Here is a 22,210-nt window from a genome sequence, read left to right as displayed (position 1 = left end):
CGTGTCATGGCAGGTACTTGTTGGTCCAGTCGCTCGTGGTGACCTTCGCTCCGTCGGGGAGCGCGCCTATCGCGTCGATGAAGGCCGTGGTGGTGTTCCAGGTGGCCGCGTCCATGGACGCCTCGGCCGGCCAGTCGACCTGTTCCAGGCTGCTTTCCAGCACCTTCGCCGGTACGCCGGGCAGCGCCTTCTGCGCTACGGCCAGCACGGTCTTGTCCTGCTTGTCGGCGAGGTGGGTCCGCATGTAGGCGGTGCCCTGCTCGACGGCGGTGACGAACTTCTTCACGAGGTCGGCGTGCCCGTCGGCGTAGCTCTTCTGGGCCACCACGAACTGGCTGTATCCGGAGTGCTCGGCGTCCCATTCGGGCACGGTCAGCGGAGTCGCCACGACGATGCCGTCCCCGGAGTCCGCGATCTGGAGGGGCAGCGGCTCGGAGGTGACGAACCAGTCGATCTCGTGGTTGTTGAGCGCGGCCTTGTCGGCGGCCGGGCTCGGCAACTGCACCCACTTGAGCTTGGTGGGGTCGACGCCGTGGGACTTGAGGAAGATCCCGGCCTCGGCCTTGGTGTTGGCCGAACTGGCGCCCGCCGTCGAGTCGGCGAGGGCTTTCGCGACGTCTGCGGCCGGTGTCGAGGCGGTCAGGTCGTGATCCTGGGCGAACTTCTTGCTGACGACCAGTCCCAGCGGGTTGCCGAGTCCGTCGGCGGCGAGCGCGGTCTCCGGGAGGCCCTTGGAGAGCGCGGTCACGAACCCGGTCGGGCTGTCGTGGAGGAACTGTACGGAGCCCGCCTGGAGGGCGGACGGCCCGGTCGCGGCGGTCAGCGTCACGTACTTGATCTTGAGTCCCTGCTTGCGGAAGTAGCCGTTGGCGTCGGCCACTTTGAGGGGCAGGTCGAAGATGTTGCCGCCGGTGCCGACCGTGACGGTGGTGAGTCCGTCGGCACTCGCCGAGGAGTCACCGCCGCACGCGGTCAGCAGTGCCGTGCCGAGCGCCATGGTGGCCGCCAGCGCGACGGCGGTACGGGGGTCCGCGGTGCGTCGTCTCATGAGGTCTCCTGTCACCATGCCTGCTGCGTACGGAAGAAGCGCTTCCAGAAGTCGAGCCGGGCGGGCTCCGCGACCGGGACCGGTCCAAAGTCCTCGCCGACCTGCATGACCGTGGCCGCATCCGGTGTGTACGGCGGCCAGTTGGGCAGTCCGGGCCCGTTCGGGTCGCCGGTGGCCACGAAGTTGGCCCAGTAGCCGGACATGGTCGCCGCGACGGCCCGGTCCTCGGCGGTCCACTCGGCGTCGTCCTGGTCGAGGTTGCCGAGGACGAAGTCGATCTCGGAACTGTGCGAGGCGCGCCGCGGATCCTGACCACGTGCTGGAGATCGGTGGGTCCAGAAGTACGTGTACACCGGCCGGTCCGCGTGTCTCGTCCAGTCCGTGCCCCAAAGGAACGTGGAAATACGGGCGTTGTCGCGTACGGCCGCGCTGTGCGCCCGGCCCGCCTCGTCGTCGCCGGCCGCCGGGTACAGCCGTAGGAACTCGTCGGCCAGCGCGCCGAACTTGCGGTGGGCCGCGGCCGTGTAGTCGTCGAGGGTGACGTGGACGGGTGGCATGCCCGGCCGCCAGGCCTTCTTGCCGGCGGTGCGGTAGGCGGCGAAGGTGCTCTCGGGGACGGCTCCGCTCTCGTCGCGGTTGTTGCCGGCGAGGTAACCGACGTTGTTCTGGAGCCCTTTGGCGTACGTCTCCTCGTAGCCGGCCGGGATCACCCAGCCGTCGACGACGGGCCGGAACAGCGGCGGCTTCGCCGAACTCCCGGTCTCCACACGGGAGTCGACGGCCGCGTCCCCGTCGACGAACTTCTGCCAGGGCAGCGAGCGCAGCCGCGCGAGCGAGGGCCCGCCGCGCTCCTCGGCATACCGTGCGCCCGCGCTCTCGGCATCGGCGAGGGTGCGGTACGACGTTGCCAGGTACCGGAGTTCGGGGTCGCGCGCGTGGCGGGCGTGGCTCTGTGCGACGGCACGGTGGAACAGGCCCTGCGCGAAGGGGGACATGGCGAGGAAGTTGACGGCTCCGGCGCCGGCCGACTGTCCGGCGACGGTGACGCGGTCGGGGTCGCCGCCGAAGTTGGTGATGTTGTCGCGGACCCAGCGCAGGGCGGCGACGCAGTCGAGGAGGCCGTAGTTGCCGGAGGCGTGGTGCCCGGACTCGGCGCTGAGTTCGGGGGTGGCGAGGAAACCGAAGGCGCCCAGGCGGTAGTCGAAGGTGACGACTACCAGGCCCTTGCGGGCGAGGGCCTCGCCGTCGTAGCGGGGGCTCGCGCCGGTGCCGACGCGGAAGCCGCCGCCGTAGATCCAGACCAGGACCGGGCGGCGTTCCTCGGTGGAGGTTGCACCGGTCCAGATGTTGAGGTGGAGGCAGTCCTCGCTCATCGGGAGGTCGATGCCGGCGACCTCGCTGTTCGGGGCCTGCGGGCACATCGGGCCGAACGCGCGGGCCGTGCGCACACCCGGCCAGGTCGGCGGGGGCTGGGGCGGGCGCCAGCGCAACTCCCCCACCGGGGGCGCCGCGTAGGGGATGCCCCGGTACACGGTGAGCGCGTGGTCGCGGCCCGGTATGCCCTCCACCAGACCTGCTTCGGTTTCCACTGGGTGGCGCATGAAGACCCTTTCTCGTGTGCGGCGAGCGGTCGTCGGTCAGTCGGCCGCGTGCGCGGGGCGGTCGCGGGCGGAGCGCAGCAGGAGTGCCTGGCGGGCGGAGGCCACGTGGTGGCGCATCGCGGCGACGGCGGCGTCGGGGTTGCGGGTGACGATGGCGAGGAGGATCGCCTGGTGCTCCTCCAGCGAACCGGCGCGCGGGTGCGGGGCGGAGAGGTTGCGGTACTGACGCATGACGAGCGGGTAGAGCAGCGTGTCGTAGGCCTTGGCGAGGGTCTGCTGGTGGGCGGCCTGTTTGATCTGCTGGTGGAAGAGGCGGTTGCCGCGCGAGTAGGCGGCCTGGTCGCCGCGTGCCTTGCAGTCGGCCATCTCCTGGAGGGTGGACCGGAGTTGGGTGATCTCCTCGTCGGTGGCGCGTTCGGCGGCCTTCCCGGCGAGGGCGGACTCCAGCGTCTCGCGGGCCTCCAGGATGTCCGCGGCCTCCTCGACGGAGAAACTCCGGGTGCGGACACCGCGGTTGACCTCGCTGGTGACGTAACCCTCCTGGGTCAGCCGGACCAGCACCGCCCGCATGGTGCTGCGCGAGACGTTGAACATCCTGGTCAGGTCGGCCTCGGTGAGCCGGGTGCCCGGCTCGACGCTGCCCGACAGGAGCAGGGAGCGCAGTCCGTCGTAGGCCTGGCCGTGCCGGGTGGGCGACGTCCGGCCCGGGTCCACGACGTCGTCGTAACCGCTGATGTCCACCTTGATCACCTGTGTGTTCTCGGAAGGGTTGCCGGCCGCTGATGTCGGCCGTTCCGGGAGTATGTCCCGTTCAGGCGTCCGCTTCGGTGAGCCCGGGGTACAGCCGTCGGGCCGTGCCGGCGAAGATCGCCTGCCGGGCGTCCGTCGGGAGTACGGCCAGGACGTCCTCGGCCAGGCGCAGCAGCTCGGGCAACGACTGTTCGGCGGCGGGGCAGTTGGAGCCCCAGGCGATCCGCTCGGCGCCGAACGCGGCTACGACGGGTTCGAGGAAGTCGGCCGCCGTGTCCCCGGCGTCGTGCAGCCGCTCCAGGTTGCGGTGGGTGAGCTTCAGGAACAGGCCCGGGTGCTGGGCGAGTTCGGCGACGTCGGCACCGGCGCGGGCGGGCGAGGCGGCGATGTCGGGATAGCCGATGTGGTCGAGGAGGACCCGGACGTCCGGGAACCGCTCCAGGACCTGCCTCAGTTGCTTGGTGGCCGGTCCGAGCCGCATCTGCAGGCAGACGGTGATGCCCAACTCCCCCGCCCGGTGCCAGAATTCGTACGTCTCGGGCGCGGCGAACCACTCCCCCTGCGTCGGCACCGTGCTCCCGCTCGTGAACAGCCGCACCCCGGCGAGGCCCCCGTCGCCGACCGCGCCCGCCAGGATGTCGGCGGCCCCCGGCCGCAGCGGATCGAAGGTGCCCACGGCCACGAAGCGTCCGGGGTGGGTGCGGCGGCTGTCGAGGACGTAGGAGTTGTCGTAGCCGTAGGCCGTGGTGGCCTGGACGAGGACGGCCTGGCCGATACCCGCCGCGTCCATACGGGTCACCATGCCCGCGGCCGTCACCGGCCGGGACTCGGCCCACGCCGACTGCTTGCCGCCGATCGGCGCGCGGGGATAGCGCGACTCGTCCTCCGAGATGATGTGGCAGTGCGCGTCGACCACGTCCATGGTCCAACTCCCTTGTGCGGTACGTCGTTTCGGTCAGGCGTCGGGGTAGTCGCCGGCGGCGAACAGGTCGCGGGCGCCGGTGGGGAAGTCCGGGTCCAGGAGGCCCTGGTCCCGGGAGAACCGCACGAGCGCGGCGAGGCTCGGCTCGTTGGCGGTGATGCCGTACGGGACGGGGTCGCCGTCGATCTGCCGGGCCTGGCGGGCGAGGCGGGGCTGCGCCGACCAGTCGGGATCGGCGGCGAGTTGCTTGCGCTTGCTGTCGACGAAGGCGCTGTAGAGCTTGGCGGGGAGGACGGGGTCGCGTTCGACGAGGTCGGAGCGGAGCGCGACGAGGGAGTGCAGCGGGTAGCTGCCGGTGCGCAAGTACCAGTCCACGGCGAGGACTTCGGCGTCGGGGAAGAGCGGGTACGGCCCGTCGCCGACCCCCTCGTCCGCCGCCGCCCAGCCCGCCCTTGGTGCACCCGCCCGGCCGGTGCCCGCGTTGCCGGTGAACGCCGCGTCGATGTCGCCGGTACGCAGCAACTCGCCCAACGACCGTCCGTCGCCGACCCGTTCGACGTTCGGCGGGGTACGGCCCTCGATGTGGTCGTCGTCGTCCACCACCCAGGTGATCTTCTCGACGTCCACGCCGTACTGCTCGGCTAGGATGCCGCGCACCCACACCCCGGTGGTCACCGTGTACGCGCGGACACCGACCCGGCGCCCCTCCAGATCGCGGGGCACGCGGATGCCCGAGTCCTCGGCGCACCGCACGTCCCCGTGGTGGAAGCGCCGGTTGAGGAACACCGGGATCGCGGTCAGCGGCACGCCTTCCTGGCGGGCCATCAGGTAGGAGACGGGGGCGAGTTCGCACACGTCGAACTCCAGGTCGCGGATCATCCGCCGGTAGGCGCCGATGACCGGCCTGACCTCGACCGGCTCGATCCGGTACCCGTCCGTCTCCACCTCACCGCCGAGGAGCGCCTGCCCGTGCGGGTACTCCCCGAGGGCCACCGAGAGCTGCTGCATTCCGTGCCTTCCTTGTCTTCCCTGTCCGCCCGATCGCCGGGCCTGTTCGCTACGGCCGTCCGCGCGGCCCTATCCGCCGAGCCGCGCGGGCGACACGCCGAGGGCCCCACAACTCCCTTCCATCAGCTCGTCGAAGGCGACGGGCCTGGGCAACACGCCCTGATCCAGGGCATATTGGGCGGCCCGCGTGACCGGTCCGCGCAGTGCCTCGAAGCCGACCGGGGCGAAGTCCACGGGGCTCGTCGGCGGGAGCGCGGCACGCAGCGCGTCGTAGGCGGCACAGACGGCGGCGGAGTGTTCCCGGGCGGCTGCCTCGGTGACCCCGACGACATGGTTGACGGGGGCGAACCCCTGGGCGAGCGCCCATTGTTGAGCCACTTCGAGGGCGTCCGGGACGGCCGTGCGGATACGGTCGTCGGCCGGGAGTTCGTTGCCCATGATCCCGAAGTCGAGGCGTCCTTCGAGGAAGTCCCCCTGGAGCCGGGCGCCTTCGGGAGCACGCTTCACCCACGCCGGGTCCTCGTGCCCGTCGACGTGGCCGTCCTCGTACACGACCCAGTCCACGTTCCGCAGATCGACCCCGTACTGCTCGCTCAGGAAACCGCGCACCCACACGCCGGTGGTCTGGCTCCAGGAGCGGACGCCGACGGTCCTGCCCTCGATGTCGGCGACGGTCAACTCGCCGCAGGTGACCAGAGTTTGGTGCTGGTGCCGGCCGAGGGTGGTGACCGGGAGCAGCACGACGGGTTTCCCGTGGGCGACGGCCTGGAGCAGGGTCACGACCGCCAGTTCGCAGACGTCCGTGTCCCCGTCGTTGACGAAGCCGCGTGAGGCCTTGTGCACGGGTCGTACGTCGAGCCGTTCGAGGTCCGTCCCGGTGGCGCGGACAGCGGCCTGTGCGGCGGTCGCGAGGTCGTCGCGGCCCAGAACCGTCTTCATCCCGTGCTCCTCCTCCGATGGAACCGCTCGTGGTGCCGGCGCAGCAGATCGATGCCGTAGTCGTTGCCGTTGGGGGTGCGGACCACGGTGTGGACGTGTCGGCGCGAGGGCACGTCGTTGTCGAACATGACCCCGGCCTGGTGCTCGAACTCGACGAGGATCACCGGGCTGTGGAGGCGGTAGTAGAAGACGCCGTCCGAGCCGCCGTCGCCGATCCAGGCGAAGCGGGTGTCGGCGAGGTGGGCGGTGACCTCGTCCATGCGGACTCGGGCGTGACCGTCGGCGGCCCGGTTGACGTAGAGGCCCATGAGCTCCGCCGCGATCGCCCGCTGGCCCGACGTCAACTCGCCCAACGGCAGCCCCTGGTGGTCGAGTTCGAGGTTGTCGCGGAAGGCGCCGACGAACAGGTCGGGCGGCAGCTCGTCCGCGATCACCGCCCGCTCCCGCTGACGGCTCGTCAGCGTGCCGAACAGCTCCTGTCCTACGGCCTCTTCGCGCCGGAAGACGGACGTTCCGGCGTACTTCCCGGAGTCGGCGGTCACCGGTTCGGCGCCCAGGAAGGTGGGGGTGAGGACCATCTGGTCGCCGACGAAGACGCAGTTGACGTTGACGTGGTGGCCGTCGAGCTGCCAGCCCCAGGGGCGGCCGTTCTCAGGCTCGCCGTAGACGCTGAACCAGTACAGCCACTCGTTCAACAGGTCCTCCTCACCGCGGAGTTCGCCGATGGTGAGGTTGAGGTGCATCAGGTCGACGACCTGGGTGTAGCCGTAGGCGCTGAGACTGGTGCGGACGATGTCCAGCGCGCGGTGTCGTTTCTCGTCGTCGAAGTCCTCCAGGCACAGGCCGTGACGGAGGAAGTACCGCGCTCCGTTGGCCCAGTGACGCCATGTCACGTCGTCGACGGGGAACCTGCCGGCGGCCAGTTGCGTCGGCGAGAGTGCGGCGAGGTAGTCCTCCGCCGCCTGCCGTACCCCGGCGACGTCCACGCCGGTGTCGCGGAGGGGGAAGAGGCCCGGGCGCAGGCCGTCCTGTGTGGTCACTCCATGGAAGGGTTCGGCTGCCGCGCGGCGGCGCCAGTCGACCTTCGCGAGGAGGTCCGGTGTCCACTGGTCGGGGCGTCGGGTGGGGGCGCTCGGCCGGTGTCGTAGCCCTGTCATCGCTGCCCTCCTCTCAGCTTTCCCGGACGAACGCGGTTTCCTTCTCGATCGCGCCCACGTCCACGGGGGTGCGTACGAGTTCCTGTTCCAGGGCGTAACGCCCAGCGATCTCGAGGCTGTTGGCGAAGGGAACGGTCCAACCGGTGGCCACCGCGCGGCCGGCCGGCGAGTCGTCGCGCTCCGGCGCGGTGGCGGCGACGGCGTCCTCGAGTGCCCGGTACAGGGCGAGTACCGCCTCCGGCTGGGACCGCAGGACGTCGTCGCGGACGACGACCACGTGGTTGGCGGGAACGGTGCCGTGCCGGTCGATCCAGGCGAGGCCGGCGGCCTCCGCGTCGGGGATCAGCGGGACCAGGCCCTCGCCCTGCCCGCCGATCGCGCGCGGACCGAGCACAGCCGCCTCGACCTCCCCGGCGCGCAGCAGATCGGCTACGCGCCCGGCCTTGGACCGTTCCACGTAGGCCGGTTCGCGGTACTGGGCGACGTGGGGTTCCTCGGTGGTGGCCCAGGTGACGTCCGAGGCCTCGACGCCGTACTCCTCGCGGAGCAGGCCGCGCACCCAGAGGCCGGTGGTCTGGCTGTACGACCGCACGCCCACCCGGCGGCCGGCGAGCCCGTCGGGGGTGAGGTCGGGTCCGTCCGGGAGGCGGGTCAGGGAGCGGTGGTGGGTGCCGCCGATCATCACGACCGGGAGCAACGTGATCGGGACGCCGGCCTCGCGTGCCTGGAGGTAGGTGGCGAGGGCCAACTCGCAGACGTCGTACTCCAGTCGGCGGACCATGCGGGCGAAGGCCGGGTACAGCGGGGAGGCCTCGACGAAGCGGCAGTCGCCGCCCAGGACTGGGGTGTCCTTCAGGTGGCGGGTGTGCGGGTAGTCGCCCAGCAGGACGGTCAGCGGTGTCATCGGTGCCCGCCTCATACGTCCTCGCCGTACATGAGCCTGCGGTAGGGGACGCTCAGTACCTCGCGGGTGATGCGGACGTCGATCACGGTGGGCCGGGGCGTGCGTACGAACTCCGCGACGGCGGCGGTCAGTTCGGCCGGAGTGCGGACCGTGGCTCCTCCCCCGCCGAGGGCCACCGCGACCGGTCCGAGCTCCGGGGTCGGGATCAGGGCGAGGTTCGGATCGAGGCCCTTGGAGCGGGACTTGTGGTACTCGGCGCCGAGTCCCTCGTCGTTCATGACGACGACCAGCAGCGGGATGCCGTACCGGCAGGCGGTCTCGAACTCGGAGAGGTGCATCAGGAAGCTGGCGTCGCCCTCCACCACGAACCCGGGCCGCCGGCCCTCGGCGACCAGTCGGCCGATCGCGAGCAGCGGGGCCTGGCCGATGGCGCCGAACATGCCGTAGTTGGAGAGGACTTCGCGGGAGCGCTGGAACAGCATGGTGCCGAAGTCGACCTGGTGTCCGCTGCCGAGCACCAGGCCCATCTCGCCGGGGAGTTCGTCGTCCAGGATGCGGATCGCCTGGCGGGGGTCGATGCGGCCCGGTTCGGTGACGTACGACGCCGGTGGCCTGAGGGGTTCGGCGAGGCGGCGCAGTACGTCGTCGGTGTGGAAGCCGTCGAGGTGGACCGCGCGTTCCTCCAGGGCCCGGCTCAACTCGCCGACGGCGGTGGCCGCGTCGGCCTGGATGTAGCAGTCGGCGGCCCTGCCGTTGCCCATCACGATGTGCGGGGCGACGTCGATCTGGATGTACCGGGCGTCGGGGAAGAGGTAGCCGTGTTCGATGGTGTAGCTGTTGAGGCCGGCGCCGACCGCGATCACGCAGTCGGCCTCCTGGAGGAGCTCGGTGGCCGCCTTGCTGCCGAACAGACCGGCGAGGCCGACGTGGTAACGGGTGCTGTCGCACAGCCAGTTCTTCGCCTGGAGGGTGGTGGCGAGGAGGGCGCCGGTCCGCTGCTGGAGGGCGAGCACCTCCCCGCCGGCGCCCGAGCGGCGCGCGCCGCGTCCGGCGACGATGACCACGCGCTTGCTCGCCCGGACCATCTCGCACGCCGCCGCGATGCGGGCCGGGTCGGGCAGCAGCCGGGGGCTGTCGAGGAGGGCGAGGGAGGGGACGTACTCGTCGTCGTCCTCCGACTCCCCCTGCTGGAGGTCGATCGGGGCGCTCAGCATCACGGGCCGTGACTCGGTTCGGGCCTGGTAGAAGGCGCGTTGTACGGCGTCCCGGGCCTGGTCGGGGCGGGAGAGGTGGACGAAGCCGCACTCGACGGCGGCGGCGAAGCGGCGCTGGTCGAGGTACTGCACCGCGCCCTGGTCGCCCCAGGTCGTCTCGCCGCAGAAGGCGACCAGCGGGGTGCGGGCGCGGCTCGCGACGATCATCGAGGTGGCCAGTTGGGAGGTGCCGGGGCCGCTGGTCGTCGTAACTACCCCTGGGCGTCCGGTGGTTCGCGCCCAGCCGTCGGCCATGCCGAGGCCGGAGCCTTCGTGCCGTACCTCGTAGAGGCGGACTCCGCGCCGGTGGAGCGCGTTCATCCAGTGCATGTTGGCGTCGCCCATCATGCCGAAGACGTCGCTGGTGCCCTCCTTGACGAACGCCTCGGCGAGGGCTTCGTAGGCCTTCAAATCCCGGCCTCCTTCGGGGTGTTGGAGTCGACGTTCTTGAGCACTCCCGCGAGGCGGCCGAACACGCGCAGCGCGTTGCCGCCGTACACCGCCTGCCGGTCGGTGTCGCTCAGCGTGTCGAGGGAGTCGAGGAGGTATTTCGTGTCGTCGAAGCGGTGTCCGGTCTCGGGGTCCACGCCGCGGACGGCGCCGATCATCTCCGAGGCGAAGAGGATGTTCTCGGTGGGGATCACGTCGACGAGAAGCTGCATGCCGCGCCGGTGGTACACGCAGGTGTCGAAGGAGACGTTGCGCAGGACCGCTTCCTCCAGCGGTGGCCTGCCCTGGTCCTGCATGACGCCCCGGTAGCGGCCCCAGTGGTAGGGGACGGCGCCGCCGCCGTGCGGCAGGATCAGCTTCAGGTCGGGGAAGTCGGTGAACAGGTCGGACATGCAGAGCTGCATGAACACCGCGGTGTCGCCGTTGAGGTAGTGCGCACACGTCCCTTGCAGGGCGGGGTTCCTGGACATCGCGACGTGGACCATCGCGGGGACGTCGAGTTCGACGAGCTTCTCGTAGAGCGGGTAGTACACGCGGTCCGTGAGGGGCGGCGCCTGCCAGTAGCCGTCCGAGGGGTCGGGGTTGAGCAGACAGCCGACGAAGTCCAACTCCTCGACGCAGCGCTCCAGTTCGGTGACGGAGTTGCGCACCGAGGCGGGCAGCGCGTCCCCCGGCGACTGGGGCAGTTGGCACACGCCGACGAACCGGCCCGGGAACAGTCCGCACACCCGGGCGATCAGGTCGTTGCTGACCCGGGACCAGTCGAGGCTGGTGCGTTCGTCGCCGTAGTGGTGGGCCATCTTCCCGGCGCCCGGGGAGAAGAGCCCCAGGTCCGTGCCGCGCTCCAGTTGGAGCTTCAACTGCCCTTGTTCCACCGCGTTCTTGATCTCCTCGTCGGTGATGTGCAGTTCGTCGGGCGACACGCGGGCGCCCGAATCCTCGAAGGCGCGGATCTGCCGTGCGCGCCAGCTGCCCAGTGCCGGTGGGGCGGTGGTGAAGTGGCCGTGGCTGTCGATGATCACCTCGGGCCCTCCCTTCCGATGGCGCGGCCGGTCAGGGCGCGGCCCAGGTCGAGTCCCGGGTACGAGCGGACGGGCGCCGACATCAGGAAGCGGTAGCCGTCGTCGAGCACCTGCTTGACGTTGTCGGCGGTGACATGCGGATGGCCCACGGCGATGCCGCGCTCCCCGCAGACGTCGAGGACCCGGCGCTTGCACTCCAGGACCAGCGGATGCTCGTACCGGCGCGGTACGCCCAGCTCCTGGCTGAGGTCGCCCTCGCCGATCAGGATCAGGCCGATGCCCGGGACCCGGTCGAGGATGTCGGGGAGGTTCTCGATGCCGCGCCGGTCCTCGATCATGAGGGCGACGAGGAGTTCACCGTCCGGGTCGAGCGGCCAGACGCCGCTTCGCGCGTAGTACTCGCCGTTGGTGAGGCCCCAGTAGCGGGCCGCCGCACCGGGGCTGTCGCCGCGCAGGCCGGCGGGCTCGTGCCGGGGGCTGCCGGGCAGGCTCGGATAGCGGCAGGCCGCGACCGCGTTGCGGGCCTCGTCGACGGTCGTGATGTGCGGCCAGACGACCCCGTAGGCACCCAGGTCGAGGACCTGCTTGGCGTGCCACTGCGCCTTCTCGCCGCCGTTGGCCGGGATCCGCACGAGCGGGGTGACGGCGGGCGCGAGGCTGTCGGCGGCGTGGATCCGGCGGCGGTTCAGGAGGTACTGGAGGCTGTCGCGCAGGGCGGTGACGTCCCAGGGCTTGTGTTCGGCCTCGAAGACGAGAGCGTCGTAGTCGGTGGTGGCGAACTCGACGGCGGACGCGGGGTCGGGGGCGGCGAAGGAGGCGAAGACGTGGCGTCCCGACTCCAGTGCGCCGATCACGTTATTGAGCCTGGGCGGTGTCATCGCCTGCCCTCTCCTTCACCAAGTCACCTGACGGGGACGGTCGCTGACGGCCGGTCAGGATCCGTCTCCACCAGGCGCGCAGTCGGCCGAGCGGTCCGGCGGGGCGTGGTGGCGCGGCTGCCGTTTCTCCGGCGCACCGCTGGACGAGCCGCGCCGAGAACTCCTGCGTCATCCGCGAGACCAAAGCCGAGGCGCCGGACTCGACCAACGGGGCCAGCCTGCCGTTCAGTTGGACCTCGCCCAGCACGCTCACGCGGGAGTCGCCCGGTCCGTCGCCCTCGGTCACCCGGAACTCGGCGCGGGCGGTGAAGCGGGTGCCGCCCTGGCCGTCCTTGCCGCGGGCCGACAGGCGGCCCTCGTGACCGGACTCGTCGAGATCCAGCGCCACCCTGGCGGCGAATCCCACCTTCATCGCCCCGAATCTGACCACGAGGGTTCCGTCGAAGGAGCCGTCGTCGTGGGCCTGGCCGAGTGCGGCGCCGTCGATACAGGCGACGACCTCGGAGGGGTTCGACACGACCTCCCACACACGTTTCGGCGGGCTCGGAACGGCGATCTCGTCGGCGATCGATATCAACGCTGGACACCTCTCAAGACAGCTTGGCGGCTGGGAGGTTGGCAGGCGGGGCGCTCCTACGCGCCCGCGTCCGAGGTCTGCAACTGGGACTTGAACAGGCTCCACAGGTCGTTGTAGAGCTCGGAGAACTCGCGCGACTCGACGAGGGAGCCGATGCTGCGCGGCCGTTCGAAGGGGACGGGCAGCACCCGGCGGATCGTGCCGGGGCCGTCGGACATCACGATGACCTCGTCGGCGAGGTAGATCGCCTCGTTGAGGTCGTGCGTCACGAAGACGAGCGTGCCGCCGCGCTCCCCCTCCCAGAGATTGAGCAGGTCCTGCTGGAGTTTGAGCCGGGTGATGGCGTCCAGCGGTCCGAAGGGCTCGTCCATCAGCACGATGGAGGGGTTGTAGATGAGAGCGCGGGCGATCGCGCAGCGTTTCTGCATGCCGCCGGAGAGCTCGCGGGGGTAGTGGTCCTCGAATCCGGTGAGGCCGACGACCTTCACCCAGTGGGCGACGCGCTCCTCCCGCTCGTCCTTGGGGACCTTGCGGAACTTCAGGGCGAGTCCGATGTTGGCCCGGACGCTCAGCCAGGGCAGCAGGTTGGCCTGCTGAGTGACGTACGCCGCCTCGGAGTTGACGCCGGTCACCGGCTCGCCGTCGAAGTGGACCCGGCCCAGGGTCGGGGCGAGCAGCCCCGCGGCCAGATTGAGGATCGTGCTCTTGCCGCAGCCGCTGGGACCGATCACGGCGACGAACCTGCCGCGCTCGACCTGGAACGACACGTCCTCGATGGCCGGCCGTCGGCTTCCCGGGAACTCCAGGGTGACGTGGTCGAAGCGGAGGGCTTCGGAATGGGGTGCGCGCTGATTGTTCGACAACTCGGTCTCCTTGCCCGGCCTACACGTAGGGGTTGGGTTGGGGAGGGGTGAACCTGCGCTCGCCTCAGATTGTCCGACAAGCGATGCAGTGAACGTAACAGCGGCGACCCATGGCGGCAAGAAGTGTGCAGCAAGAACGTGCCGACTCTTCGCATTCAAGATCCTTGCCGCACATGATTGTTGGACAATCACGTGCGGCGGGACCTCAGTGCGCGCAGAAGGCGATGGAGTCGGGGTTCGGTAGCGCGAGGGAGTGCCCGGTGCCGGTCAGCAGCCCGGAGTGGGGGTCCACGGCGAAGACGTCGACAGTGCTGCTCGCCTCGTTGGCGACCAGCAGCCAGCGCCCGCTCGGGTGCACGGTGAAACTCCAGGGCTTCGAGCCCCCGCAGGGGATGCGCTGGAGGAGGGTGAGCAGGCCGGTCCGGTGCTCGATCCCGTACACGACCAGGGTGTTCTCGCCGCGGCTCGACGCGTAGACGAAGCGGCCGTCGCGGCTGATGGCCAGTTCGGCGCCGCTCTTGGTGCCGGTGAAGTCGGGCGAGTCGATCGCGAGGCCCTGACGGTACGTCAACTCACCTGATCTGCCGTCCCAGTCGAGGAGTTGGAGCTCCGCCGTCAGTTCGGTCAGCAGATACGCCTTCCGCCCGTCGGGGTGGAAGACGAGCCGTCTCGGGCCCGCGCCGGCGTCGGTGGCGTAGGCGCCGGGTCCTCCCGCGCCCGGGGACAGCGCACCGGTCGTACCGTCGAAGCCGTAGACGAAGACGCGGTCGGCGCCGAAGTCCGCGACCAGGGCGTGGCGGCGGCCCGGTGCCACGACGATCTCGTGCGGGTGCGGGCCCAGTTGCCTCGGGCTGGGCCCCGATCCGGTGTCGGCCACGACCGACACCGGTGCGCCGAGGGAGCCGTCCCGGTGGATGGGGAGGGAAATGGCCAGCCCTGCCTCGAAGTTGGCGACCAGCAGCGTGTCCGAGGACCGGTCCACGCGGAGATGGGACAGGCCGCCGCCTGCCGTGTCTCCGCCGTCCGTGCTCACCTGACCGGTCTGCGTCAGCGCGCCGGTCGTGCGGTCCACGGCGAGGACGGTGACGATTCCGCCGTTCAACTGGCTTCCGACATAGAGCACCGGGCGGTCCGGATGCGCCGTCACCCAGCCCGAACTCACCTGCGCCACCGGCCCGATGGACGTCAGGGCTCCCTGGACGGGGTCGAACCGGACGCCGTGGACCTGCCCGCCGTTCCAGGTGCCGACGTAGAGAAGGTCGGGTCTCACCTGTGGCGTGGCTTTGGCGCTCGGCGTTCCGAGTGCCAGCGGCACGGTGGCCGCCATGGCGGACACGATCGTTCTGCGGGACACAGCCCCTTTGACATCGACCATGGACAGCAACAGTTGCCCCGATGGGCCGCAGCGTCCACAGCGCGTACGAAGCTGTGCGTGCGGACCGCGCAACCTAAGCTTTCACGAACGGGCTGCCCAACTGGGCTACTGCTCGGGGGCGTTGGGGCGCGCCAGGCCGAGGTCGTAGGCGAGGATGACGGCCTGGATGCGGTCGCGGGCGCCGACCTTCGCCAGGACGCGGCCGACGTGGGTCTTCACCGTGGACTCGGAGAGGAAGAGGCGCTCGGCGATCTCGCCGTTGGTCCAGCCCCTGCCCATGGCGACGAGGATCTCGCGTTCGCGTTCGGTGAGGGAGCGGATGCGGGGGTCGTCCGTCGCGGGCACCGCCTCGGGGCCTTCCGGTGAGTGTTTCGGCAGGTGCTGGGCGTAGGCGTCCAGCAGGCGGCGGGTGAGCGCGGGGGCGATGACCGCGTCACCGGAGGCCACCGCGCGGATGCCGGCGAGGAGTTCCTCGGGGTGGGCGTCCTTGAGGAGGAAGCCGCTGGCTCCCGCGCGCAGCGCCTCGTGGGCGTACTCGTCGAGGTCGAAGGTGGTCAGGATGAGGACGCGGGAGCGGTCGCCGGCCGCGACGACCCGGCGGGTGGCCTCGATGCCGTCCATGCCGGGCATCCGTACGTCCATCAGGATCACGTCGGGACGCAGTTCGGCCGCCATCCGCACCGCCTCGCCGCCGTGCCCGGCCTCGCCGACCACCTCGGTGTCGGGGTTGGCCTCCAACAGCATGCGGAAACCCAGGCGTTGGAGGGGCTGGTCGTCCACGATGAGCACGGTCGTCACGCCGCTCCCCCGATCGCGTCGAGCGGGGTCAGGTCGAGGGTGGCCCGTACCGTCCAGCCGCCGCCGGGGGCGGGTCCCGCGGTGACGGTGCCGTGGTAGAGGGCCGCGCGTTCTCTCATGCCGGCGAGTCCGTGTCCTTCGTCGTGGCTCGGTGCGGGTCCGGTGGCGGTACCGGCCGGGCCGGTGTCGTGGCAGTCGATGCGCACCCGTGCGTCCTCGACGTTCACCGCCAGTTCGACGCGGGTGTCGTGACCCGCGTGCTTGAGGGCGTTGGTGAGGGCCTCCTGCACGATGCGGTACACGGTGAGCTGGACCCCGCGGTCCAGGGCGGCCGGGTCGCCGCCGGTGCGGTAGACGACCTGGGGACCGGCCGCGCGGATCCGGGCGCACAGGGCGTCGAGGTCGGCGATGCCGGGCTGCGGGCTGAGTTCCGGGGCGTCGGGTGTGGCGGTCTGCACCCTCAACACGCCCAGCATGCGGCGCAGTTCACCGAGCGCCTGGCGGCCGGTGTCGCCGATGAGGAGCAGGGCCTGCTTGCCGCGCTCGGGGGCGAGGTCGGTGGCGTAGGCGCCGCCGTCGGCGAGGGTGATGATGACGGAGAGGTTGTGGCCGATGATGTCGTGCATCTCCCGTGCCACGCGGGTGCGTTCGGCGGCGGCGGCCAGCTTGCTGCGCTGGTCGCGCTCGACCTCCAGCCTGGCCGCGCGGTCGCGCAGGACGGCGAGCTGGGCGCGCCGGATGCGGACGACGAAGCCGAGCGCGACGGCCGCGGTGATGGTGCTGAACAGCACGAACAGCGCGTCCAGGACCGGCACTTGGGACGGCAGCCGCAGCGCGAACAGCCCCAGGGCGGCGAGGGTGACCGCGCAGGCGGCGGGCAGCCTGCGCAACTGGCCGTGCAGGACCAGGCTGTAGAGGGAGATCAGCAGGGCGACGTCGGCGCGCAGCCAGACCCCGAGACCCGCCTGGACGAAGAACACCGCGGCGATCAGCGCGAAGGCCAGGGTCGGTCTGCGGCGCCGCCACAGCAGGGGCAGCACCAGGCCTAGCTGCAGGGCGACGGTCGCCGGCCAGGGCAGATGGATGAAGCTGTTGTCGAAGCCGCGCCGTCGGCCGTCGTCGTCGTCCAGCATGTCCGGCAGACAGAACATCAGCGCGATCAGGACGGTCAGGGCGGTGTCCAGCACCCACGGGCGTCTCCGGTCGCCCTGCTTGATCCGCCGGCCGAACCGGGACAGCCCGCCGGCCACGGGGTGACTCCACGGGAGGTCCGTCTCCGCGAACAGCACGTGGGCGGGGTCGTCGAGGCTCATCGGTGTCACTGGTCCGGGTTCATGGAGGTCACCTGTTCATTGTGGGGCCGGGTGCGAGATGTCCGGGCGCGGGACACCCGGCCCCACAGGTCTCAGGCGTCCGTCCGCACCAGCCGGTAGGCCGCCCCGGCCAGCGCGAGCGCCGTCCAGCCGAGGAAGACCAGGAGTCCGGCGCCGGGCGAGAGGGTCGTCGAGTCATGGGTCAGCGCGAACATCGCCTGGCCCGCGTTGCTCGGCAGATAGGGGCTGATGTCGTCCTGCCAGGAGCTGGGCAGCAGCGAGATCAGGCCCGGCACCAGCATGAACGTGGCGACCAGGACCGAGATGCCCCCGGCGACCGAGCGCAGCAGCGCGCCCAGCGCGGTGCCGATCACGCCGACCAGGCCGAGGTAGAGACCGGCGCCGAGCAGGCTGCGGACGACTCCGGAGTGGGAGAACGTGAGAGCGGCCGGGGTGCCGGAGACGATGCCGCCGACGATCGGGAACGCGACGAACACCCCGACAAGTGCGACGCCGAGCGCGACCACGCCGAACACGAGGGCCTTGGACCACAGCACGGGCAGGCGGCGCGGTACGGCGGCCAGCGTGGAGCGGATCATGCCGGTGGAGTACTCGCCGGCGGTGACCAGGACGCCCAGCACACCGAGCGCGAGCTGCGCGAAGTTCGTACCGAACAGGGAGATGTCGAGCGCGGTGGAGTCGGCGTCGTCGGGCCTCAAGTGCCCGCCGTCGTAGGAGGACTTGTAGTGCGCGGCGGCGATCAGGCCGAACGCGATCAGGAACAGCAGGCCCAGGCCCAGGGTGATCCAGGTGGAGCGCAGGGACCACAGTTTGGCCCACTCCGAGCGCAGCACCCGGCGCCCGGTGACCTTGTACGGCGGACGGGCCTGTCGTACGGCCGCGGGTGCGGCGCTGTCGGTCGCGGTGACGGTGCTCACGCGGCCCTCCCTGCGGTCTCGACGGTGGTGGAGCCGTGGTACTCGACGGCGTCCCGGGTCAGGTCCATGAACGCCTGCTCCAACGAGACGGTCCGCGCGCTGAGTTCGAAGAGCGGGATGCCGTGCTCGGCGGCCTTGCGGCCGATGTCCCGCGCGCTCACCCCGGTGACGTGCAGTTCCTCGGAGCCGACCTCGCCGCTGATCTCGACACCGGGACCGGCGAGGACCTCGCGCAGCTTGGCCGGCTGCTCGGAGGCCACGGTGACGGTGTCGCCGCCCGCGTGCCGGACCAGGTCCTGAACGGTGGTGTCGGCCAGCAGCCGTCCCCGTCCGACGACGATCAAGTGGTCGGCGACCAGGGCCATTTCACTCATCAGGTGCGAGGAGACGAAGACGGTACGGCCGTCCGCGGCGAGCCCGGTCAGCAGGTTGCGGATCCACAACACGCCTTCGGGATCGAGGCCGTTGACGGGTTCGTCGAGCATGACGGTCGCCGGGTCGCCGAGCAACGCGGCGGCGATGCCGAGCCGTTGGCCCATGCCGAGGGAGAAGGCTCCGGCCCGCTTCTTGGCCACGCTCTGCAGCCCGGTCAGTTCGATGACCTCGTCGACCCGGCGGCGCGGGATGCCGTGCGTGTGGGCCTGCGCCATCAGGTGGTCGAACGCGGAGCGCCCCGGATGGATCGACTTGGCCTCAAGGAGCGCGCCAACCTCTTGGAGCGGTGCACTGTGGGCGGCGTAGGGCTTGCCGTTGACCGTGACGGTGCCGCTGGTGGGCGCGTCCAGGCCGACGATCATGCGCATCGTGGTGGACTTCCCGGCGCCGTTGGGGCCCAGGAAGCCGGTGACCGTGCCGGGGCGGACGACGAAGTCCAGCCGGTCGACCGCCGTCTTCTCCCCGTACCGCTTCGTCAGTTGATGTGCCTCGATCATCGGTTTCCCTCACGCTCACGTGCCACCGCCCCCACTGGGCTTTCCCACCGGCAACGCTAGGAGCCGGCGGGGCTCGGACCCGTCGTACCGAGGGGCCGTTGCGGGGGCGGGCGTAGTACCGCGGTACCACTGCGTGCTGCGCGTTGTGGACATGCGTTGTGTACGTTCCCACTCCCTTCACGCGAGAGACGCGCCTACCAACTGCATGAAATACAACCGACACACATATTTACAGCGCCTGTTACCTCTCCTACTGTGAACGTTCTCAGAACCAAACCCGCATGCGCATGTCAGTCGACCCAAGGAGGTCGGGTACCCCGTGAAAATCCCGGGCCGCATAGTGAAGGCCGCCTTGCTGCTGGCCGCAGTCGCCCTGCCGGCGGCGATGCTCACCCCCACCGACGCCGCCGCCGCGAACTCGCTCACCATGCTCGGCGCCGACGTCTCGTCCGCGCAGCGCGCCATCGACCTCGGCGCCAAGTACTACGACTCCAGCGGGACCGCCAAGGACCCGCTCGACATCCTCAAGGGCGCCGGCGTCAACTACGTCCGCCTGCGGATCTGGAACAACCCCGCCAGCGGCTACAACAACAAGGCGAAGGTGCTGGCCTACGCGAAGCAGGTCAAGGCCAAGGGCCTCAAGCTGCTGATCGACTTCCACTACTCGGACACCTGGGCCGACCCGGGCAAGCAGTACAAGCCCGCGGCCTGGTCGAGCCACGGCATCAGCGCGCTGCAGACCGACGTCTACAACTACACCTACGACGTCTGCAACAGCCTCAAGTCCCAGGGCACCACGCCGGACAGCGTGCAGATCGGCAACGAGATCAACGTCGGCATGCTGTGGGACGACGGCAAGGTCGTCAACAACAGTTTCACCAATCTCGGTCTGCTGCTGAAGTCGGGCTACAACGCGACCAAGGCGTGCAACAGTTCCACCCAGGTGATCATCCACACGGCCGACGCGGACAGCGACTCCAACGCCCGCTGGTTCTACGACGGCATCAAGGCGCAGGGCGTCAACTGGGACATCACCGGGCTGAGTTACTACTGCATGTGGCACGGCACGCTGGCCAACATGGGCAGCGTCGTCTCGGACATGAAGTCGCGCTACGGCAAGGACGTCATCATCGCGGAGACGGCCTATCCGTTCACCTCGTCCGACGCGGACGGTACGGCGAACTCGGTGACGTCGGGGTGCTCGGGCTATCCGCTCACCTGGGCGGGCCAGGGGGCGGAGTTCACCGCCGTGCAGAACACGGCGCGCAGCGCGGGCGCGATCGGGGTCTTCTACTGGGAGCCGACCTGGTACGCGGTCACGGGCAACGGCTGGGACCCGGCCAACATCTCGGGCAGCGGGGACGGTTGGGACAACATGGCGATCTTCAACTGGACCGGACAGGTGAACCCGAACGTGAAGTGGACGCCGTAGGAAGGTAGTTCTACGGCCACGGACGGCACCGCCCGCTTCCCCGGGCGGTGCCGTTCTCCGTGCTCACGGCTGATGGTCCGTCAAGGCTCTGTATACCGCCGAGGACTTGGGGTTGGCCCGGCAGCGCCAGACACCGTGGGGGCAGTAGTCGCTGATGGTCTGGTACAGCGGGTGTCGGCCGGCCATCCAGGTGAGCATGCCGCGCATGTAGGTCGGGTTGTCGCCGTTCTCGAACAGGCCCCACTCGGGGTAGGCGATGGGCTTGCCGTGGGCGCGGGCGAAGTCGGCCTGTGCCAACAGCCCGTAGGGCTCGGTCAGTTGATCGTCGAAGGCCAGGCCGCGGGGAGCGTCGTAGGCGTCCATGCCGATGACGTCGACGTAGCGGTCGCCGGGGTAGCAGTCGGTCCAGGGGATCGCGTCGCGGCCTCGGTTGGGAGTGAAGTCGAAGCGGAAGCGCTGCCCGGGGACGGATCGCATCGCGGTGACGATGCGCGTCCAGTACCGCTTCCAGGACTCGGGGGCGGGGGCGCAGCGGTGGGTGTAGGTGGTGCCGTTCATCTCCCAGCCGAGGACGATCTCGGTGTCGGGGACGCCGAGTCGGACCAGCCTTTGGGCGAGGACGCGGAAGTGGTCGTCGTAGCGTCCGCCGGCCCCCTCTCCCAGTTCGGCGCGGACCACCGAGTCGGGCAGATGGCCCTCGTTGCGGTCCAGCATCGGGACGTTGAGGACGAGCAGACGGTCCTGCTCATCGCGACGCCAGTCGGCCCACAGGGCGAGGTCGGCGGCGGCGCCCTCGATGCCGCTCCAGTTGTCGCCGGGCAGATACGCGTGCCCGACCCGGGGTTCGGGCCGCCCCAGCCAGGCGCCGAACCCGGCGACCCGCCGCACGGCGTCGGCACCGTAGCCGACGTAGGCGCCGTAGGCCGTCGGCGGTTCGGGCTGATGTGCGGTGGCCGCTCGCCCGGGCGGGGGCGGGGGCTCGACGCCGGGTACACAGGCGGGCACGGCCAGCAGGACGAGCGCGAGGGCGACGGTGAACAGGGCCGACAGACTGCGGCGCGTCCCGTGCGGGGCCACAGGGGCCACTGGACGGCTCTCCTTTTGGTGGGGTGCGGGGGGGGCGGCGGGGGCCTGGATATGAGGGGTGCTCCGGCGCCCGAGCAACGTACCAGCGCGGGGCGGAAGATGATGACGTAGCGCGCTATTGGGGATATGCCCGCCGGACGGCGCCCGCTGCCGAACGCGCTTGGCACGGACGCCGCGCCCACGCGAAAGGACTGCGCGCCGGGGCGAAAGACGGCGGCGGGTGGGCTTGGAAGAGTCGGGGGCATGGATACGGAACCGGTGAGGAACGTGGTGCTCGTGCACGGTGGGTTCGTGGACGGGTCCGGGTGGCGGGAGGTGTATCGGCTGCTGACGGGCGACGGGTTCCGGGTGAGCGTCGTACAGAATCCGGCCCTGTCCCTCGCGGGCGACGTCGCGGCGACCGAGCGGATTCTGGACGCCCTGGACGGACCGGCGATCCTGGTCGGGCACTCCTACGGCGGGGCCGTGGTCACGGAGGCCGGTAATCACGAGAGGGTCGCCGGGCTCGTGTACGTCGCGGCGTTCGTGCCCGACAAGGGCGAGTCCGTCGACACGTTGATCGCCGACCCCGAGCCGGGTGCGCCGGTGCCGCCGATCCTGCCGCCGGTCGACGGTCGACGGGCTCCTGGTCCTCGACCGGGAGAAGTTCCACGCGTCCTTCGCGGCCGAACTCCCGTCTGCGGAGGCCGAGTTCATGGCCGACTCGCAGGTGCCGTGGGGGCTCGACGCGCTCCGCGGTGCGATCGGTGAACCGGCCTGGCGGCACAAGCCGAGCTGGTATCTGGTGGCGACCGACGACCGAATGATCCCGCCTCCCGTACAGCGGGCCATGGCCCGGCGGGCGGGCAGCACGGTCACCGGCACCGACGCCGGCCACTGCGTGTACGTGTCCCGGCCGGACGCGGTGGCCCACCTTGTCGGGCTGGCGGCGGCCGACGCCGCCGACGGCTGACGTCTGCGGCAG

Annotated in this window: 20 protein-coding genes and 1 pseudogene; 2 read left to right on the top strand and 19 right to left on the bottom strand. The window is 70.6% G+C overall.

Annotation, left to right across the window (positions count from 1 at the left end; genetic code table 11):
* Positions 1–4: 4 nt before the first annotated feature.
* The 18 genes from OG223_RS43115 to OG223_RS43030 all read right to left on the bottom strand — a co-directional run bounded on the left by OG223_RS43115 (position 5) and on the right by OG223_RS43030 (position 18,728).
* Positions 5–1,048 carry an ABC transporter substrate-binding protein gene (locus OG223_RS43115; protein ID WP_329261311.1) on the bottom strand — a complete coding sequence of 348 codons (1,044 nt, stop codon included), beginning with the start codon at positions 1,046–1,048 and terminating at the stop codon, positions 5–7.
* A gap of 11 nt (positions 1,049–1,059) precedes the next feature.
* On the bottom strand, positions 1,060–2,637 hold the full coding sequence (locus OG223_RS43110) for a carboxylesterase/lipase family protein (RefSeq protein WP_329261308.1): 1,578 nt from the start codon (positions 2,635–2,637) through the stop codon (positions 1,060–1,062).
* Positions 2,638–2,685: 48 nt separating this feature from the next.
* Positions 2,686–3,399: a GntR family transcriptional regulator gene (locus OG223_RS43105; RefSeq protein WP_329261305.1), complete on the bottom strand. Its 714-nt coding sequence runs from the start codon at positions 3,397–3,399 to the stop codon at positions 2,686–2,688.
* Between the two features lie 61 nt (positions 3,400–3,460).
* Positions 3,461–4,321 carry an amidohydrolase family protein gene (locus OG223_RS43100; protein ID WP_329261302.1) on the bottom strand — a complete coding sequence of 287 codons (861 nt, stop codon included), beginning with the start codon at positions 4,319–4,321 and terminating at the stop codon, positions 3,461–3,463.
* Positions 4,322–4,354: 33 nt separating this feature from the next.
* On the bottom strand, positions 4,355–5,329 hold the full coding sequence (locus OG223_RS43095; RefSeq protein ID WP_329261299.1) for an ABC transporter substrate-binding protein: 975 nt from the start codon (positions 5,327–5,329) through the stop codon (positions 4,355–4,357).
* Between the two features lie 69 nt (positions 5,330–5,398).
* Positions 5,399–6,268 carry a hypothetical protein gene (locus OG223_RS43090; protein WP_329261297.1) on the bottom strand — a complete coding sequence of 290 codons (870 nt, stop codon included), beginning with the start codon at positions 6,266–6,268 and terminating at the stop codon, positions 5,399–5,401.
* Positions 6,265–7,425 carry a DUF3500 domain-containing protein gene (locus tag OG223_RS43085; protein ID WP_329261294.1) on the bottom strand — a complete coding sequence of 387 codons (1,161 nt, stop codon included), beginning with the start codon at positions 7,423–7,425 and terminating at the stop codon, positions 6,265–6,267. The genes OG223_RS43090 and OG223_RS43085 overlap by 4 nt, the downstream gene beginning before the upstream one ends.
* 13 nt (positions 7,426–7,438) lie before the next feature.
* Positions 7,439–8,329: a hypothetical protein gene (locus tag OG223_RS43080; protein WP_329261291.1), complete on the bottom strand. Its 891-nt coding sequence runs from the start codon at positions 8,327–8,329 to the stop codon at positions 7,439–7,441.
* A gap of 11 nt (positions 8,330–8,340) precedes the next feature.
* Positions 8,341–9,993, bottom strand: coding sequence for a thiamine pyrophosphate-binding protein (locus tag OG223_RS43075; protein WP_329261289.1), 1,653 nt, complete (start codon positions 9,991–9,993; stop codon positions 8,341–8,343).
* A complete protein-coding gene (locus tag OG223_RS43070; RefSeq protein WP_329261286.1) occupies positions 9,990–11,054 on the bottom strand; it encodes an amidohydrolase family protein in 1,065 nt (354 codons plus the stop codon). The genes OG223_RS43075 and OG223_RS43070 overlap by 4 nt, the downstream gene beginning before the upstream one ends.
* Positions 11,051–11,932: an HpcH/HpaI aldolase family protein gene (locus OG223_RS43065; protein WP_329261283.1), complete on the bottom strand. Its 882-nt coding sequence runs from the start codon at positions 11,930–11,932 to the stop codon at positions 11,051–11,053. The genes OG223_RS43070 and OG223_RS43065 overlap by 4 nt, the downstream gene beginning before the upstream one ends.
* Complete coding sequence (locus tag OG223_RS43060) at positions 11,910–12,509, bottom strand: SRPBCC domain-containing protein (protein WP_329261280.1); 600 nt, start codon at positions 12,507–12,509, stop codon at positions 11,910–11,912. The genes OG223_RS43065 and OG223_RS43060 overlap by 23 nt, the downstream gene beginning before the upstream one ends.
* Positions 12,510–12,565: 56 nt before the next feature.
* Positions 12,566–13,372 (bottom strand): ABC transporter ATP-binding protein, encoded by an 807-nt coding sequence (locus OG223_RS43055; RefSeq protein WP_329261277.1) that lies wholly within the window; start codon positions 13,370–13,372, stop codon positions 12,566–12,568.
* Positions 13,373–13,577: 205 nt separating this feature from the next.
* Positions 13,578–14,699 carry a lactonase family protein gene (locus OG223_RS43050; RefSeq protein WP_329261274.1) on the bottom strand — a complete coding sequence of 374 codons (1,122 nt, stop codon included), beginning with the start codon at positions 14,697–14,699 and terminating at the stop codon, positions 13,578–13,580.
* A 153-nt stretch (positions 14,700–14,852) separates the two neighbouring features.
* On the bottom strand, positions 14,853–15,545 hold the full coding sequence (locus OG223_RS43045; RefSeq protein WP_329261271.1) for a response regulator transcription factor: 693 nt from the start codon (positions 15,543–15,545) through the stop codon (positions 14,853–14,855).
* Positions 15,542–16,858, bottom strand: coding sequence for a sensor histidine kinase (locus OG223_RS43040; protein WP_329261268.1), 1,317 nt, complete (start codon positions 16,856–16,858; stop codon positions 15,542–15,544). Before OG223_RS43040 ends, OG223_RS43045 begins: the two co-directional genes overlap by 4 nt.
* 92 nt (positions 16,859–16,950) lie before the next feature.
* Complete coding sequence (locus OG223_RS43035) at positions 16,951–17,796, bottom strand: ABC transporter permease (RefSeq protein WP_329261265.1); 846 nt, start codon at positions 17,794–17,796, stop codon at positions 16,951–16,953.
* The gene (locus tag OG223_RS43030; protein WP_329261263.1) at positions 17,793–18,728 is read right to left on the bottom strand and encodes an ABC transporter ATP-binding protein; all 936 of its coding nucleotides are present in this window, start codon (positions 18,726–18,728) and stop codon (positions 17,793–17,795) included. The genes OG223_RS43035 and OG223_RS43030 overlap by 4 nt, the downstream gene beginning before the upstream one ends.
* Positions 18,729–19,047: 319 nt before the next feature.
* Here OG223_RS43030 and OG223_RS43025 point away from each other — a divergent pair, with 319 nt between their 5' ends.
* Positions 19,048–20,160, top strand: a complete 1,113-nt coding sequence (locus OG223_RS43025; protein ID WP_443073798.1) for a glycoside hydrolase family 53 protein — start codon at positions 19,048–19,050, stop codon at positions 20,158–20,160.
* A 63-nt stretch (positions 20,161–20,223) separates the two neighbouring features.
* Here OG223_RS43025 and OG223_RS43020 read toward each other — a convergent pair whose 3' ends face one another.
* Positions 20,224–21,237 carry a glycoside hydrolase family 26 protein gene (locus tag OG223_RS43020; RefSeq protein ID WP_329265779.1) on the bottom strand — a complete coding sequence of 338 codons (1,014 nt, stop codon included), beginning with the start codon at positions 21,235–21,237 and terminating at the stop codon, positions 20,224–20,226.
* A gap of 252 nt (positions 21,238–21,489) precedes the next feature.
* Between OG223_RS43020 and OG223_RS43015 the strand changes: the two are divergent.
* Positions 21,490–22,198: pseudogene (locus OG223_RS43015) on the top strand (alpha/beta fold hydrolase).
* Positions 22,199–22,210: the final 12 nt, after the last annotated feature.

The organism is Streptomyces sp. NBC_01478 (assembly GCF_036227225.1).
Lineage (GTDB): Bacteria > Actinomycetota > Actinomycetes > Streptomycetales > Streptomycetaceae > Streptomyces.
This window is presented reverse-complemented; position numbering and strand designations above follow the sequence as displayed.